Annotated in this window: 14 protein-coding genes and 1 pseudogene; 8 read left to right on the forward strand and 7 right to left on the reverse strand. The window is 34.7% G+C overall.

Features of this window, described 5'->3' with window-relative positions:
* Position 1 precedes the first annotated feature (1 nt).
* From C3L23_RS05175 to C3L23_RS05190, 4 genes are all read right to left on the reverse strand, one after another.
* The gene (locus C3L23_RS05175; RefSeq protein ID WP_168175712.1) at positions 2-1,948 is read right to left on the reverse strand and encodes an ATP-binding protein; all 1,947 of its coding nucleotides are present in this window, start codon (positions 1,946-1,948) and stop codon (positions 2-4) included.
* Entirely contained in the window at positions 1,941-3,299 is a 1,359-nt protein-coding gene (locus C3L23_RS05180; protein WP_127680528.1) for an HD-GYP domain-containing protein, read from the reverse strand. The genes C3L23_RS05175 and C3L23_RS05180 overlap by 8 nt, the downstream gene beginning before the upstream one ends.
* A gap of 10 nt (positions 3,300-3,309) precedes the next feature.
* On the reverse strand, positions 3,310-3,687 hold the full coding sequence (locus C3L23_RS05185; protein ID WP_127680530.1) for a DUF1987 domain-containing protein: 378 nt from the start codon (positions 3,685-3,687) through the stop codon (positions 3,310-3,312).
* Between the two features lie 64 nt (positions 3,688-3,751).
* Positions 3,752-5,107: an HD domain-containing phosphohydrolase gene (locus tag C3L23_RS05190; RefSeq protein ID WP_127680532.1), complete on the reverse strand. Its 1,356-nt coding sequence runs from the start codon at positions 5,105-5,107 to the stop codon at positions 3,752-3,754.
* A gap of 274 nt (positions 5,108-5,381) precedes the next feature.
* Here C3L23_RS05190 and abc-f point away from each other — a divergent pair, with 274 nt between their 5' ends.
* The 4 genes and pseudogenes from abc-f to acs all read left to right on the forward strand — a co-directional run bounded on the left by abc-f (position 5,382) and on the right by acs (position 10,812).
* Complete coding sequence (gene abc-f, locus C3L23_RS05195; protein WP_127680534.1) at positions 5,382-7,322, forward strand: ribosomal protection-like ABC-F family protein; 1,941 nt, start codon at positions 5,382-5,384, stop codon at positions 7,320-7,322.
* A gap of 3 nt (positions 7,323-7,325) precedes the next feature.
* Positions 7,326-8,102 (forward strand): annotated as a pseudogene (locus C3L23_RS05200) (YihY family inner membrane protein); the annotation flags it as partial.
* 39 nt (positions 8,103-8,141) lie between these two features.
* Complete coding sequence (gene ppa / locus C3L23_RS05205; RefSeq protein WP_127682138.1) at positions 8,142-8,660, forward strand: inorganic diphosphatase; 519 nt, start codon at positions 8,142-8,144, stop codon at positions 8,658-8,660.
* Positions 8,661-8,856: 196 nt separating this feature from the next.
* Positions 8,857-10,812, forward strand: a complete 1,956-nt coding sequence (gene acs / locus C3L23_RS05210) for an acetate--CoA ligase (protein WP_127680536.1) — start codon at positions 8,857-8,859, stop codon at positions 10,810-10,812.
* A 16-nt stretch (positions 10,813-10,828) separates the two neighbouring features.
* Here acs and C3L23_RS05215 read toward each other — a convergent pair whose 3' ends face one another.
* Genes C3L23_RS05215 through C3L23_RS05225 form a run of 3 tightly spaced genes read right to left on the reverse strand, consistent with a single transcriptional unit; the run spans position 10,829 to position 13,024 of the window.
* Positions 10,829-11,581 carry a hypothetical protein gene (locus tag C3L23_RS05215; protein WP_127680538.1) on the reverse strand — a complete coding sequence of 251 codons (753 nt, stop codon included), beginning with the start codon at positions 11,579-11,581 and terminating at the stop codon, positions 10,829-10,831.
* Positions 11,578-12,723, reverse strand: a complete 1,146-nt coding sequence (locus C3L23_RS05220; protein WP_127680540.1) for an HD domain-containing protein — start codon at positions 12,721-12,723, stop codon at positions 11,578-11,580. The genes C3L23_RS05215 and C3L23_RS05220 overlap by 4 nt, the downstream gene beginning before the upstream one ends.
* Positions 12,724-12,748: 25 nt before the next feature.
* The gene (locus C3L23_RS05225) at positions 12,749-13,024 is read right to left on the reverse strand and encodes a flagellar basal body rod C-terminal domain-containing protein (RefSeq protein ID WP_127680542.1); all 276 of its coding nucleotides are present in this window, start codon (positions 13,022-13,024) and stop codon (positions 12,749-12,751) included.
* Between the two features lie 49 nt (positions 13,025-13,073).
* On the opposite strand from C3L23_RS05225, the gene argH reads away from it, so the two are divergent.
* From argH to C3L23_RS05245, 4 genes are read left to right on the forward strand one after another with little or no spacing between them, the layout of a single operon-like run.
* A complete protein-coding gene (gene argH / locus C3L23_RS05230; protein WP_127680544.1) occupies positions 13,074-14,450 on the forward strand; it encodes an argininosuccinate lyase in 1,377 nt (458 codons plus the stop codon).
* Positions 14,443-14,916, forward strand: a complete 474-nt coding sequence (locus C3L23_RS05235; RefSeq protein WP_127680546.1) for an OsmC family protein — start codon at positions 14,443-14,445, stop codon at positions 14,914-14,916. The genes argH and C3L23_RS05235 overlap by 8 nt, the downstream gene beginning before the upstream one ends.
* A 56-nt stretch (positions 14,917-14,972) precedes the next feature.
* Positions 14,973-15,233: a hypothetical protein gene (locus C3L23_RS05240; RefSeq protein WP_127680548.1), complete on the forward strand. Its 261-nt coding sequence runs from the start codon at positions 14,973-14,975 to the stop codon at positions 15,231-15,233.
* Positions 15,234-15,260: 27 nt separating this feature from the next.
* Complete coding sequence (locus tag C3L23_RS05245; RefSeq protein ID WP_127680550.1) at positions 15,261-16,169, forward strand: sensor domain-containing diguanylate cyclase; 909 nt, start codon at positions 15,261-15,263, stop codon at positions 16,167-16,169.

Genomic DNA, 16,169 nt, shown 5'->3' on the forward strand with positions numbered 1-16,169 from the left:
TTCACACCTTTATTCCTATTGATATTGAAAAATTTGAAAAAACGATATCTTTTTTATATGCTTTAAACGTTTTTTCATAAAAAAAAGGAGTACTGATATCAGCATTGATATTATAATCCTGCAAAGTTTTGATAGCCTTTCCGGCTAATATGTTTACTACTTCTTTTAAAACATCTTCTTTATGTTCTTCTATAACACTGCTGTCAACATTTCCGTAAAGAACAGTTTTAGCTATTTCATATACGCCTTTGCTGTCACATTGAATAAAAATCATATTTTCCGCATCGCCTTTAAAATAAATACTGCTGCTGAATTTATTGCATTTATAATTGGCGTTATATTCGTATTTTTCAGTAATGTACCTGCATTCTCTAAACAGATTTTTCAATTCCTCGCTTAAAACATCCAAAATCAGCTCTTCGCGTTCATGTTCTATAAAAGGCAGTTTGATAATAAACTCTGCTCCGTCGTTTATTTTATTTTTAACAAATACAGAGCCGTTTAATTTTTTAACTTCTTCATAAACGCTGTAAAGTCCCACCCCTCTGCCTGAAACCAGATCCGCTTCTTCATTAGTACTGAACCCTTCTTGAAATATATATTCAGCTATCTGCTCGTCTGTAACTTTTCTCCCGGCTTTTTTAGAAATTTTATCTGTATCTATTCCTCTGCCGTCGTCTTTTATGCTGACGATAATCTCTTTTCCGTTTCTTACCGCTTTAAATTTTACCGTTCCTTCGGTTTTTTTACCTTTTTCCATTCTCTCGTATTCATCTTCGATCCCGTGATAAACGCTGTTTCGGAACACATGTACCAGAGACATAAAAAAAGATTTATATATATCGGGCAAAAACAGATCACATTCATAAATAAACTTTATTTTTTTATTGTATTTTTCGGCTAAATCGTTTATTAAACTGTTAAAAGGTTTTACGAATTCATATACGTTAAAATACATAAGCTCTTTTAATTCAGTAAGAATATTTACATCCGTACCCAGCAGCTGTGCTTTGGAATAAAGTTTTTTTAAACGTTTTTTTTCAATAAATTTATAATTAAACTTTTCAAAAAAGTCGTCTCCTAAAATACGTTTTATTTCTTCTATGTCTTTTTCGACCGGCTCCGTAAGTTCTCTGTAAGTTAAAGCGGATATATATTCTGTATTGTCAGCGTCTATCTGTGTTTCAATAAAATGAATTTTGTTAACCGCGTGTTTCATATGCTTTTGTGCAAAAAGCCCTTTAAACGTATGGAGTTTGGCTTTAAATGCAGACATGTCTTTAAGATAATAATCCAGGCTTTTTACAAATTCGTCGTATTCAAATTTTATTTCCAAAAACTGTTCTATCGAGGAAACCACCTCAACTATCATTTTTAATTTTTCTTTTTCCTCTTTGGCCTGCTGCTGAAGATATTTTTTTTCAGTTATATCTCTTAAAACAATCATAAATGAACCGTTTTCCAGTTTTTTATATTCAATACTGATAATTTTACCGTTTATCTCTTTTTCTTTAGGCAGCAAAGAAAGTAAAACCTCGGCTTTTAAATCGTCAGAACTTAATATTTCCGATAATACTTCTTTATAAAAATTTTTCTTATCAAACAAGATATCGTAAATGTATTTTCCTGAAATATCATACTCAAAAATATTCTTAACAACTTTGGAATATACCGGTTCAATTTTCAAATCTCCGTTTACATATAAAAAACCTTCGTTGGCATTATCCAAAAGCAGTTTTAACTGAAAATTGGTTTTTTCTAATTTTTCTTTTAATTTTAGAAGTTCAAACTGTTGCGAATCGGAAAGATTTAAAATTTTATTATAGCGTTGAAGCGTTTTTTTTGTTTTTTTTAAAAAATCAGGAAGCTTTTCATGCACGTTCTGATTATTATTGTTTAATAATTCTTTTTCGATTTCCTCTAATAATATTAAATTTTTATCATTCACCGAACATTTCCTCATAATACTTTACGTCAACTTCATCAATCTGCTCAGGTTTCAGATATTTTTTTGCATAATCTAAATATGCCCCGCTGGTTAAAAACAGCAAAAACAGATCTTTGTCAATTTTATTCTCTTTTGCCATTTCGGATAATATTCTTACCGCATCTGAAAGTTTTTTTGGAGTTTTATACGGCCTGTCGTCCGCAGTTAACGCTTCAAAAATATCCGCAATAGCCATTATTCTGGCAGGTATAGGAATTTCACCGTTTTTTAGTTTTCTCGGATATCCCGTTCCGTCTAAAGTTTCATGATGAGCACCGGCATACAGAGGAACGTTTTTCAAATCATCAGGGAAAGGAAGCCTTTCAAGCATTTTAATAGTTCTAACGGCATGTTCTTGTATTTTAAATATTTCCTCTTTTGTAAGCGTTCCTTTTTTAATACTCAAATTATATACTTCGCCGTAGTTATATAAATTTTCAGGAATTTCCATTTTAACCCCGTGCTTTTTAAAATCTTCTATATCCTCTTTTGACCTTTTTACTATATGTCTTTTTTTGTCGGACAGAAGTTTCTCTTTAACGGGCAGTTTTACTTTCAGTTCTTCTTCACTAATTCTGGATTTTTCGTCTTCGCTAAGACCGATGGTGTCGTCAAAATATCTTAACCATTCTCTGTTTGCAATTTTTTTAAGTTTTTCGATGTCTTTATCGTCAACAAAGTCATTGCCTATATTCATACGAGCAATAAACTCAAATTCTTCTTTTAATTTTTCCGTCTCTTCAGAAAACCATAAATCGACTTCTTCCGGATTTTCACCTTTTAATTTTCTTTTTAAAGCTTCAATTTCCAGGTCCCTGTATACAACTTCGAATCTCATGCGTATTTCATGAATTCTGTTGTATATAGTCTCAAGTTTTACCGCCTTATCCATTACATATTCGGGAATAACGATTTTCCCGCAGTCATGAAGCCATGCGGCTATCGATATTTCTCTTTTTTGCTCTTCATTTTCTATTTTAAATTCAAACTTGTCGCTTTTGCTGGCTTCTTCTGCAAGTCTGATTGCTATTTCCGGAACTCTTCTGCAGTGGCCTCCGGTATATCTGCTTTTAGCATCAATTGTTTCGGCAATAAGTTTTATAAAAGCGTCAATCAGCTCTTTTTGAGCCTGCTGTAATTTTAAAACTTCTTTTAATTTTTCCTGAAGTTCGTCATACTCTTTTCTTTGCCTTTTATCGGCATTTAGCATTATTTTATTATGCCGCTTTATATCTTTGGCTATTTTGTCCAGCAGTTTATTAAAATTTTCTTTAGCCTGTTCTATTTCGTCTAACAGCTTGTCTTCCATCATAGGAAAAACCTTATTTTTTAATTAAATTTATATTCAGATCCTTAAAATCCTCTATAAAATCCTCACCGGCTTCTTCCGCACTTTCATTTTCCTCGTCATATATCCAGTTGATCGTAATGTTATATTTATCTTTTACTTCGTCAAAAAGATCAAAAAGATCAAAAAACAGTTTTGATGTGCTGGAATTAAAATATATAATTTCCATATTTACCGTGATATCGCCTTTTACGCAGCATTTGAGATATTCGTCAATCCATTTGATTACAGGCTCGTAAAATTCAAACGTATTTTCAGGATATGATTTCCCTTTTATTTCTATTAGCCCTTTTTCCGGGTCAAGCGATATTTCCGGAGTATATTTTGTAGCAGGTATATATAACTTTTCCATCTCTTTCCTTTTTAGATTATAAATATTATTATATAAAAAATTTTTAAAACTTTAAATCGTTTAATTATTTCAGTTTTTTAATATACGAGTCAATATCGACTTCATCGAAATTTTCTTTTAAAAGATACATTTCTCCGTATTTTTTATACAGTCCCGATTCTAAAAACACCCTTAAAATATCTTTGTCAAGCTTTCCTGCCAATGCCATTGAAACAAGAATTTCAATAGTTTCAGAAAGTTTTTTCTGTCTTTTATACGGTCTGTCTTTCGCAGTCAACGCTTCGAAAATATCTGCGATGGCCATAATTCTTGCCGGTATAGGAATTTCATCGCCTTTTAGTCTTCTAGGATATCCCGTTCCGTCTAAAGCTTCATGGTGAGCTCCTGCATAAAGAGGCACGTTTTTTAATTTTTCAGGAAAAGGAAGACTTTCAAGCATTTTTATCGTCATAATAACGTGTTCTTGAATTTTGAAATATTCTTCTTTTGTCAGAGTTCCTTTTTTTATACTTAAATTATAAATTTCTCCCAGATTGTAAAGGTTTTCAGGTATTTCGATTTTAAATCCGTATTTCTTAAACTCTTCTATTTCTTTTTTGCTTCTTTTTATTATATGTCTTTGCTTATCCGCTAAAAGAGACTCTTTTACCGGAAGTTCCTGATTAAGTTCTTCTTTGGAAATTCTTTTTTTCTCGTCTTTGGATATACCGATTGTGTCGTCAAAATACCTGTACCATGTTCTTTGTGAAATTTCTTTAAGTCTTTCTATTTTTTCTTCATCCAGATCTTCGTCCCCGATATTAAGTTCGGCTATAAATTCAAAATCCTCATGAAGTTTCTGCAGTTCCTCATTAAGCCATTTATCAACTTTTTCTTTATCCTCACCGTTTATAATCCTGTCTTTTGCATCAATAATAAGATCTCTTCTTATAACCTCAAATCTTGTTCTTATTTCATGTATTCTGTTATAAACGGTTTCGAGTTTTACGGCTTTATCCATTACGAATTCGGGAGTGATTATTTTTCCGCAGTCGTGAAGCCACGCCGCCGCTGCTATTTCCCTCTCTTCATCCTCGTTTTTAATTTCAAAATCCACATCTTTTGATTTACTGACTTCCTTCGCCAGCATCATCGTAAGCTGAGGCACCCGTTCACAGTGACTGCCCATATATTCACTTTTGGCGTCAATTGATTCGGCTATAAGTTTAATAAAAGAATCAATTAACTCCTGCTGCGCCTTTTGCAGTTTCTGAACTTCTTTTAATTTTTCCTGAAGTTCGTCGTACTCTTTTCTCTGCCTTTTATCGGATAAAAGTAAAATTTTTTCTTCTCTTTTTAGATTCTTGATAAGTTTATCCATTAATTTGTCGAAATCTTCTTTTATCCTTTCCGCCTCTAAAATACGCTCGGTATTAAACATAAATAAATCCCCTTTTTGTTTCAATAAATTAATTATACAAAAAATTTTGAGGTAAATTTAAACGAGAGGCAAAAACTGCTCTTCAAAGTGAAAAAGAGTTACATTTCAGGTTTAAACGGCCTGAAACAAGCTTAAACTTGCAATAAGAAGTGTTGCCGCCGCAGCAGTCATAACGTCGATTTTCATTTTTCCTCCTTTTTTTATATTTCCGGAAGTATAATTTATTTAAATTACAATTTGGTATCATTTCACAACAAAACAAACAAGGAACAAAATGGCTTTAATAGACCTTTTGGATGTTAGTAAAAAATTTGAAGCTCAGAAAATTTTATGTAATGTCGAATTTCATTTAGACGAAGGTGAAAGAGTCGCCCTTATAGGTAAAAACGGAAGCGGAAAATCCACACTTATGAAAATAATAGACAAAACCATTGAACCCGACAGCGGAGAAATAATTACCAAAAACGGAATTAAAATTAAAAGACTTCTTCAGACTCCTAAATTCCAGGAAAATCTTACAGTAAGAGACGCCATTGAAAACGAACTGACCGAATTTAAAGAAGCTTATCAGAGATATTTAAAATTAACAGAAGAATTTGCCGCAGAGCCTGATAACAAAACTATTCAAAGCGAAATGGATAAAATCAGCAAATTCCTTGATTTTCACAATGCATGGAACCTTGACGACAGAATTGAAAGAATAATGCAGGAATTTGATCTTAAAAAATACGAAAATAAAGACATTTCTCTTCTCAGCGGAGGAGAACAGAGAAGAGTAGCCCTTGCATCCCTACTTCTTCAAAAACCCGACGTATTGCTTTTAGACGAGCCGACGAACCATCTTGACGTATATATGACGGAATTTCTGGAAGAAACACTGCTAAAGGAAAAATATACGTTTATCGTAGTCAGCCACGACAGATATTTTATAGACAGAATCGCTACAAGGGTCGTGGAACTGGAAAACTGTCGACTTAGAAGTTTCAAAGGCGGTTATGCAGATTATATCCGTCAAAAAGAAGAACTGCTTAAAGCCAAAGAAAAAGAATACGAAAACGAACTGAGACTTCTAAAAAGAGAAGAAGAATGGCTAAGCCGCGGCGTTAAGGCAAGACTTAAAAGAAACGAAGGCAGAAAAAAAAGAGTACTCGAACTGCGTGATAAAGTAAAACAGGACAGAAGTGAAATCAGACAGATTGAAATGCAGCTCAAACGTGAACTTCTTTCAAAAGAAGAAGAAAAAATAAACCGTAAAAAAGTAATGTTCGAAATAGAACATTTGACAAAAAGTATCGGAAACAAACTGCTCATAAAAGATTTTTCAACGCGTATACTGCAAAAAGACAAAATTGCGATAGTAGGTAAAAACGGAAGCGGAAAATCCACACTTTTAAAAATATTAATAGGTGAAGAAAAACCTGACGGCGGTATTATAAAAATCGGCGAAAACGTTAAAATTGGATATCTGGACCAGCGAAAATCAATGCTCAGCGACGATAAAGACCTGATAGAAACGTTCTGTCCGCAGGGCGGAGACCATGTTAACGTAAAAGGAAGAAACATACATGTATACGGATATTTAAGAGAGTTCCTGTTTCCTCCGGAATACCTGAGCAAAAAAATAGGAGTTTTAAGCGGCGGTGAAAAAACAAGAGTCGCATTGGCTTTGCTTTTTACCAAAGACTTTGACGTGCTTATATTAGACGAGCCTACGAACGATTTGGATATTCCGACCATTAATATTTTGGAAGAATATCTGATAGATTTCGAAGGAAGCGTGATTTTCGTCAGCCACGACAGATATTTCGTAGACAAACTGGCAAAAAAAATGTTTATCTTTAAAGGCGACGGTATAGTGGAAGAGAGCCATATCCCTTATACGGAATATCTGGAAATAGAAAAAGAGATTAAATTAATTGAAAATGTAAAACGCAAAATAGAAAATGAAGAAAAACAAAAACCGAAAAACAGAAAACAGAAAAAACTCTCTTATAAAGAACAAAGAGAGCTCGAAGAGCTTCCGAAACTGATAGAAGAGCTTGAAATAACAATAGCAGAAATTGAAGAATGTCTAGCAAATCCCGACTGTTATCAGGAAAAAGGGCTTGTGACTTTAAGCGAAGAACTTGAAGAAATTAAAAAAATATACGATAATAAAGTTGAAAGATATCTTGAGCTTGAGGAAAAAAAAGAAGCTCTTGAAATGGAGAATTGAGAATTGAGAATTGAGAATTATTTAAAATATCTTAAAACAATCGATTTTAAAAAATTAAAAGACACTGTTAACAATATAACTCTGTATTCGGCAGCTTTAAGTTTTTATACTATTTTTTCCCTTGTGCCGCTTATTCTGATCGTGCTTACTATATTTGCAAGCACACCGTTTTTTGCAGACTTTTATACTAAACTGGAACATTTTATCAGTTCAAACCTTCTTCCGACTAATCAGGAAATGATTTCCGTATATCTTAAAAACTTTCTATCCAATTCATCTAAAATGGGTATACTCGGAGGTTTTTACGTTTTAATTACCTCCATACTGTTTTTTGACAACTACGAAACGATAATTTCAAAAATATTCGGGCAGGAAAAAAGAAACCTGTGGGAAAAAATAAAACTTTACTGGACAATGCTTACCCTGTTCCCTATTATGTTTGCGGCGGCAATGTTTATTTCTATAAAACTGCAGTTTTTCCTAGACAAATCTAGCTATACCTCATGGATTAACTTCGCCAAAATGGCGCCTTTTATAATTATATGGCTTACTTTTTTCCTTTCTTATAAAATGACGCTTCAAAACGAAACCACCAAATCCGCTCTTCTTGCGTCTTTTATGGTTTCAATGACTTTTATAATATCCAAAAACGTTTTTATTTATTACGTACTTATAAATAAAACATATTCAACCATATACGGTTCGATTTCTCTTTTAATGTTTCTGTTTTTATGGATTTATATCAACTGGATAATTTATATTGCCGGAATTTATTTAATCAAATATCTTGATATAATGTCACAAAAAAAAGGAGAACAAATGGACATCAGTAAAATCAAACCCGGAAATCCTGAAGAATATGTAAATGCTGTAATTGAAATTCCTCAGGGAAGCAATATTAAATACGAACTTGACAAAGAAAGCGGAGCAATCTTTTTAGACAGAATTCTATACGGAGCCAATTACTATCCTGCAAACTACGGTTTTGTTCCTAACACTTTGGCAGATGACGGAGACCCTATTGACGTATTGGTTATTTCAAGTGAAAGCGTTGTTCCTGGGACAGTTATAAAATCAAGAGTTATTGGCGTCCTTATTATGGAAGACGAAAGCGGTAAAGATGAAAAAATCGTAGCTGTGCCGACTGTTAAACTTGACCCTAAAATGGCTAAAATAAACGATTTAAGCGATTTACCTGAAATCGAACTTAACCAAATTAAACACTTTTTCGAAACATACAAAGACCTTGAACCTGGAAAATGGGTAAAAGTTACAGGTTATGAAGGTAGAGACAAAGCAATAGAACTTATCCAAAAAGCTATCGACAACTATAAGTAAGCAGAAAAGTTGCTAAGTAGGTAAGTTGTGAAGGAAAAATATAAAAGCCTTCACCACTTCGCCACTTAACTACTTTATAACTTCAATGTTACCAATCTACACAACATCTTTAAGCGAAAATTAAATTCGCGATTACTGCTATATCAATATTCAACTTTTACATTATTATAAATAAAAAAGCGTAAAAGGAGCATGAATGTTAAATGAAGTATATTATCCAAAAAAAGAAATGTTTAAAGATCCCGTATTCAGAAATATGTGCGAATACAGGGAAATGGTAGAAGAATTCGAAAAAGACTACGAAGGAACCTGGGCAAAACTCGCCCGTGAAAAAATCACATGGTTTGAAGATTTCAAACAAACGTTAGACACATCTAACGCTCCGTTTTACAAATGGTTTGTCGGCGGACAGTTAAACGTAGCATATCAGTGTATAGACAGACATCTCGATTCTAAAAAAAATAAAGCCGCTATTATTTGGGAAGGCGACAACGGAGAAAAAAGAATTATTACTTATTTAGAACTCTACAGAGAAGTTAACAGATTTGCAAACCTTTTAAAATCGTTGGGCGTAAAAAAAGGAGACAGGGTAGTAATTTATATGCCTATGATTCCTGAAGCCGCTTTTGCAATGCTAGCATGTGCAAGAATCGGTGCAATACACAGCGTTGTATTCGGAGGATTCAGTGCGGAAGCGCTTAAAGACAGAATTCTTGACGCAGAAGCAAAAGTCGTAATAACGGCAGACGGGGCATTCAGAAAAGGAAGCCCGTATATGCTAAAGCCTACTGTAGATAAAGCTCTTGAAGGCGTGGACATAGTGGAAAAAGTAATAGTAGTGGAAAGAAACAATGAAGATATTGAATGGGTGGAAGGCAGAGATATTAGCTATAACGATTTAATTGGAAATCAAAGCGACGAATGTCCGGCAGAAATTATGGAAAGCGAAGACCCTCTGTTTTTACTTTATACTTCCGGAAGTACAGGAAAACCGAAAGGCGTCCAGCATTCAACCGCAGGATATATCCTTTGGGCGCAGCTTACTATGGAGTGGGTATTCGATATTAAAGACAACGACACATACTGGTGTACGGCCGATATCGGATGGATTACCGGGCACACGTATATCGTATACGGACCTCTGGCAGCAGGCGCAACGACTTTAATGTTCGAAGGAGTATTAACATATCCTGACAGCGGAAGAGCATGGAAAATGGTAGAAGAATACAAAGTAAACCAATTCTATACAGCTCCTACGGCTATAAGACTTCTTAATAAAATGGGACCTGACGAACCTAAAAAATACGATTTGAGTTCACTGAGAATATTAGGAACTGTCGGAGAGCCTATCGATCCTCCTGCATGGAAATGGTACTATGAAGTGGTAGGAGGCGGAAGATGCTCAATTGTAGATACATGGTGGCAGACAGAAACGGGAGGACACATGATTACCCCTCTTCCGGCTGCAACACCGGTAAAACCGGCAAGCGCAACATTCCCTCTGCCTGGAATCTTTGCTGAAATAATTGATGAAACAGGTGAAAAAATGCCTGCACATGAAAAGGGTCTTTTGTGTATTACAAAACCTTGGCCTAGTATGATAAGAACGATTTGGGGAGATCCTGAAAGATTCGTCAAAAGCTATTTTTCAACTGCGAAAAAATTCGGAGAGCCGGTATACTTCTCAGGTGACGGAGCAATGTACGACGAAGACGGCTATATCTGGATTACCGGAAGGGTTGACGACGTTATAAACGTTTCAGGACACAGACTCGGAACCGCAGAAATAGAAGCTGCTATCAAAAAACATCCTCTGATTGCGGAAGTTGCCGTTGTCGGAAGACCGGATGAAATAAAAGGTGAAAGCGTATTTGCATATGTTGTATTAAAAGGTGAAGACACCGTTGCGGAAGAAATGGAAATAATCAAAGAAATCAATGAAATAGTAAAAGAAGAAATCGGAGCCATCGCAAAAGTAGACACAGTCGCATTCGTACCGGGACTTCCTAAAACAAGAAGCGGTAAAATTATGAGAAGAATTTTAAGGGCAATCGCAAAAGGCGAACCTATCACACAAGATACTTCAACATTGGAAGATCCGAAAGTAGTAGAAGCAATTATAGAAGTAGTGAACAGCTGTATTTTAAAATAAGGAGTTTTTCTCCTTATTAAAATTTAAACAACACTCCTATACCTAGATACTGGTTTCTCGTATAACTCTCAGGCTCATAAATAGTAACCTGGCTTCCGTTTAACGTTATAACGGCAGGCTGACTAGGACTTATATGCCAAAACTGATATCTGTAAAAACATGTAATAAGCAGATTGTTATAAACGTAACCAAATTTCAATTCAGCCTTGTAACCTGTAGTTGTACCTAAATCAAGAGTTGCCCCGCTTCCGATTTTAGCGTCAAGTTTTGGATTAATTGCATACTGGTATTCAATTTCCGGCAAAACAAAAAGTTTATTGATTTTAAAAACATAACTGTATCCAAAACTCATATACGGCCAGTAATAATACTCGTCATAATCCCCGGGATAATCACTGTAACCTCTGTCCCATCCTCTGTAACCGACTCCAATATATAACGGACTTCTTCTTGGTGCAAGTGCCGCTTGTATATTTAATATCCAGGCATTGTTTTTTTTCAGGGTAAGAGGTGTTCCGGACCATGTCTGACCGTCATATGTCGTAGATCCGTACGCATACTCTCCTTTAATATAATATTTGATATTGGCATATGCATTATGGTATTTAACCCCTATTCCGTTCAGATCTCCAAAACTGTTTGATTCTCCGTCAAGATATGCGCCGTTTGAGTCATATTCCCTGTAATCGACATTTACAGAGTATAAATATGTTTCAATATTCTGGGCAAACAAAAAAGTCGCGATCAATAAAAAGAAAATTTTTTTCATTTTAAAAATCCTTCACTAAAATATTTCGAAAGCTCAATACCGTATATTTTTGAATTTTTATATTTATTGCTTAATGTATCTACCGCTTTTAACAGTTCGGCAGACTTAATTCCGTGATTGATACTCATATAAGCTTCAACAAAAGCGGCAAAATGATCGGCTACTTTTACTAAACTTCCGTCTATTCCTCTCATTCCCAGCAGATCTTCCGCAACATCGACTTTTTTTACCTGATTGTCAATAATAAGTTTATTGGCAAACTCATCGGTTATCAAAATTTTTAATTCGTTTCTTACGTTTTTAGGCACCAGCGGCAGTATTTTTTCCTCAATTAAAAAATTTTCATAATCTTTAAGTATTTCGTCAAGCCCCTGGACGTTATGTTTAACAGGAGCTATAATGTCTCTTGTAAGAGCTTCGGGCAGATCATGAAAAAGTCCCGTAAAAAAATTATAATAAATTTTATAATTATTTCCCCCGTATTCTTTTGTAAGCAAAAAAGCCACAATAGCGACAAAAAGCATATGTCCAAGAACAGAAGTTTCAGGAACCCTGGGAGTGTTTGCCCATCTTTTTTGAAATCTGAGGTTACCGCAAAGAGATATAAAATCATAACTTTTTCTTTTAAGAGAGAGGACTTTTACGCCTTCGAGGTCGTAATAATCTTCAAGTTCGTTTTCTATATTTTCTTTTATTTCCCTCATTCCGTAAATATCCGGCGCAAAATTGTAAATCATGTCAAATTCCCATTTGCTCGCCAAATAGCTCGATGCCGAAAGAATTCTTTTTTCTTTGGAGCTGTCGGAATTAAATATCTTAACATAATATTCCAACTCTTCATCAACCAGCCCTTTTAGATTCTTAAGTACGAACTCGTCCAGCTCTTTGCCTTTTTTCTTTCTCAAATAGTGATATACCGGAGATTTCAGATCCGTAAGCACGGCTCTGTACAGTATGCCAGCTATTCCTAAATGTATAAGTTTGTAAAAATCGACATCGTCTTCAAAATGAGCCAAAATGTAAGCTATAATCATTCTGTGCGCCTGTTTGTCAAGCTCTATAAACTTAACGGGACGCGGCAGATCGTTCCATCTTTCTATAGACGCGGTTGAAAAAAGCAGTTTAATAAGTTCTTTGTTCATTTTCCCCTCTTTTTTAAATATACGCTCAAGCCTTAATGTCAAGAAGCGTTTTTGTCATTTCATCCTGTGTTTTTATTGCAGGAATCTGAGCTTTAAATCCGTCTTCTATTACTATCTGGTCTGTTAATTCTTTAGTTAAATCGGTTCCGCTTTGCGAAGTGTCGGCACTGATTTCAAGTCTGTCCACAATATGAGCATTCGTTGCTTTGAAATCTTCGGTATTTACGTTCGCTACGTTGTTTGCGTTTATGTCCATCAGTGTCTGATGTGCCTGCAGGGAGTTTAGGTTAGTATTAATCATTGTAAGCCTTTATGCTTTTGATATAATTCTACCAAAAAAGGTAAAATATATGAAACTCTGGGGCGGCAGATTCAGCACGGGCACTGCAAAAATATTGGACGAGTTTAATGCTTCAATTCCTTTTGACAAAGAGCTTTATATTGAAGATATTGAAGGAAGTATAGCGCATTCTAAAATGCTTGCAAAACAAGGCATTTTAACCGAAAAAGAAGCTGAAAAAATAAAAGAAGGCCTTCTTAAAATCAAAAAAGAGATCGAAAACGGCGAATTTAAATGGGATATAGCCGATGAAGACATTCATATGGCCATCGAAAAAAGACTTATCGAAATAATAGGCGACACCGGCAAAAAACTGCATACGGCAAGAAGCAGAAACGACCAGGTGGCCGTGGATTTCAGAAGATGGACACTCAAAAGAAACATCGATATTGCACAAAAAATCAAAGATTTAATCGAAACGTTCGTAAATATCGCAAAAGAGCACAAAAACACCCTCCTTCCGGGTATGACTCACCTTCAGCACGCACAGCCTATAAGCTTTGCATATCATATGCTGGCATATGCGAGTATGTTTAAAAGAGATTATGAAAGATTTATTGAAAGTTATAAAAGAAACAACAAAAATCCTCTTGGATGCGCCGCACTGGCAGGAACACCGCATCCTATAGACAGATACGAAACGACCAAGGAATTAGGCTTTGACGAACCGACCGTAAACTGCCTTGATACAGTAAGCGACAGGGACTTCGCACTTGAAATCCTTTTTAACATCTCTACACTGATGATGCACGCAAGCAGAATAAGCGAAGAGCTTGTTATCTGGTCAACAAGCGAATTCGGATTTATTACGCTGAGCGACGAATATTCAACCGGAAGCTCAATTATGCCTCAAAAGAAAAATCCGGACGTTCCGGAGCTTATAAGAGGAAAAACAGGCAGGGTTTACGGAAATCTTGTATCACTTTTAACGGTTATGAAAGGACTTCCTCTGGCATACAACAAAGATACCCAGGAAGACAAAGAAGGAGTGTTTGACAGTGTTAAAACAGCTTTGATTTCTATTACGATTTTAAATGAAACGCTCAAAACTATGAAAGTAAATAAAGAAAAAATGTACGAAGCCTGCAAAAAAGGGCATCTGACTGCAACGGATCTTGCCGATTATCTTGTAAACAAGGGGATTCCGTTCAGAGAGGCGCATCATATAACCGGGCGCGCCGTTGCGCTTGCCGAAGAAAAAGGCGTTGATTTAAGCGATTTAAGTGCGGAAGAATTAAAAAGCATTGACAATAGAATCGGAAGCGATGTTGACTTAAGCCTTGAAAATTCTATGAACTCAAGACAGAGTTTAGGTGCCACGGCTCCAAACAGGGTGGAAGAGCAGATTAAATATTTCGAAAAGTTTTTAAAGGAAACAGATGATTAAAATAAGACATCTCAACGACCATTTATATGAAGCAAGCAACGGCAAAGACATAATTATAATAGACCCGAAAAAATACACTCCCATAGATCTGTTTATAACGGGTCTTGGAAACTGTTCGGCATATGACGTGGTGGAAATGGCAAAAAACAAAGGCTATGAGCTTTCAAATTTCGAACTTGACATAGAATACAAAAGAAAAGACACATTTCCAAAAATATTTACCGAATTTCATTTTATATATAAATTTAATTCAAACGCCGATACCATGACTGCAAGAAGATGGGTTTTAAGTTCTCTTGAAACATACTGCAGCACTATAAACACTATAAGAAACACCAGTAAAATTTATTATTCCATTATTCTAAACGACGATACTATAGCATATAAAGAAAGTATAATTTCCGGAGAAACTGCACATTCCCACGAATTTGAGGATGACGACGACGGTTTCGGCTGCGTAGCCTGAGGATAAACCAAGCTCCCGGGCCGGGAGATACAAATAAATAAACTCTAAGGACTAAAATGCGCTTTGATATAAGAAAACTTATATATATTTTAATAGCCGTATTTGTCTCTTCAATCGCAGTAATCAGTTTTTACAATATTACTCTTTTAAAAGAAAAAATTTACAATGAAAAAAAGAAATCAATAAAAAACATTGTCCAAACTACTTTTTCGGCTATTGAATACTATCAAAAACTGCCTATTCCTGACCAACAGAAAAAAAAGCTGATCAAACAGTTAATAAACAGTTTGAGATTTGAAAAAAACAACTATTTTTAGATAATTACAGATACCTTGCCGCCAAAAATGGTAATACACCCGTTAGACAAAAACCTGAACGGAAAAACATTAACCTCAAAACAGTTCGACTGTGCCACAATGATAGAATATAACAATACGGTAAAAAAACTAAATAATGAAAACTTATTTACCGCAATGGTCACTCTCGTTAAAAAAGCAGATAACGGCTATATAATCTACAAATGGAAAAAGCCTGATTCAAATAAGTCTGTTCAAAAATTATCATATATTATCAAAATCCCTCATTATAACTGGATACTGGGCAGCGGCATATATATTGACGATATCGAAAAAGAATATAAAAACACTTTATTTCAGTATCTAAAATTCATAATACCTCTGTTTTTCTTAATTATTATCCTTACTGCAGTTATTTTAAAAAAGATAAACACATTACAAAAAAAACTACATGCCAAGCAAAAAAGTATAGAAAACATAGCATATACAGACCAGCTGACAGAATTATTAAACAGAGCATCTTTTGATAAAAAATTTGAAGAAATTTTAAATGAAAGCTGCAAGAAAAATAAAAAATTCAGTATCCTGTTTTTAGACCTTGACAATTTTAAACCCATCAACGACACTTACGGACATGACATAGGTGACAAAGTGCTGAAAATAGTAGCGAAAAGAGTAAAAAATTCTCTGAGAAAAAATGATATAATTGCAAGAATAGGCGGTGACGAGTTTGTAGTGCTGCTGCCTGAGGTCAGTAAAGAAAATATTTCAGAAATAATAATGAAATTAAATAATGCGGTTAAAAAACCGATAAAAATAGATTCTTTATTAATACAGACATCCGTATCTATCGGATATTCCGTATATCCGGATGACGGCAAAAATAAATTCGATCTAATAAAAAAAGCCGATAAACTGATGTATTTGGACAAACAACAAAAAAAACAAAAGGATTAA

This window comes from Nautilia sp. PV-1, from assembly GCF_004006315.1.
Taxonomy (GTDB): Bacteria; Campylobacterota; Campylobacteria; order Campylobacterales; family Nautiliaceae; genus Nautilia; species Nautilia profundicola_A.

Bases quoted from the DNA above. Each gene is read 5' to 3' on its own strand.
- C3L23_RS05225 (WP_127680542.1), bottom strand. From the start codon at position 13,024: ATGATTAATACTAACCTAAACTCCCTGCAGGCACATCAGACACTGATG.
- C3L23_RS05185 (WP_127680530.1), bottom strand. From the start codon at position 3,687: ATGGAAAAGTTATATATACCTGCTACAAAATATACTCCGGAAATATCG.
- C3L23_RS05180 (WP_127680528.1), bottom strand. From the start codon at position 3,299: ATGATGGAAGACAAGCTGTTAGACGAAATAGAACAGGCTAAAGAAAAT.
- abc-f (WP_127680534.1), top strand. From the start codon at position 5,382: ATGGCTTTAATAGACCTTTTGGATGTTAGTAAAAAATTTGAAGCTCAG.
- C3L23_RS05220 (WP_127680540.1), bottom strand. From the start codon at position 12,723: ATGAACAAAGAACTTATTAAACTGCTTTTTTCAACCGCGTCTATAGAA.
- argH (WP_127680544.1), top strand. From the start codon at position 13,074: ATGAAACTCTGGGGCGGCAGATTCAGCACGGGCACTGCAAAAATATTG.
- C3L23_RS05235 (WP_127680546.1), top strand. From the start codon at position 14,443: ATGATTAAAATAAGACATCTCAACGACCATTTATATGAAGCAAGCAAC.
- C3L23_RS05240 (WP_127680548.1), top strand. From the start codon at position 14,973: ATGCGCTTTGATATAAGAAAACTTATATATATTTTAATAGCCGTATTT.
- C3L23_RS05215 (WP_127680538.1), bottom strand. From the start codon at position 11,581: ATGAAAAAAATTTTCTTTTTATTGATCGCGACTTTTTTGTTTGCCCAG.
- acs (WP_127680536.1), top strand. From the start codon at position 8,857: ATGTTAAATGAAGTATATTATCCAAAAAAAGAAATGTTTAAAGATCCC.
- ppa (WP_127682138.1), top strand. From the start codon at position 8,142: ATGGACATCAGTAAAATCAAACCCGGAAATCCTGAAGAATATGTAAAT.
- C3L23_RS05190 (WP_127680532.1), bottom strand. From the start codon at position 5,107: ATGTTTAATACCGAGCGTATTTTAGAGGCGGAAAGGATAAAAGAAGAT.
- C3L23_RS05245 (WP_127680550.1), top strand. From the start codon at position 15,261: ATGGTAATACACCCGTTAGACAAAAACCTGAACGGAAAAACATTAACC.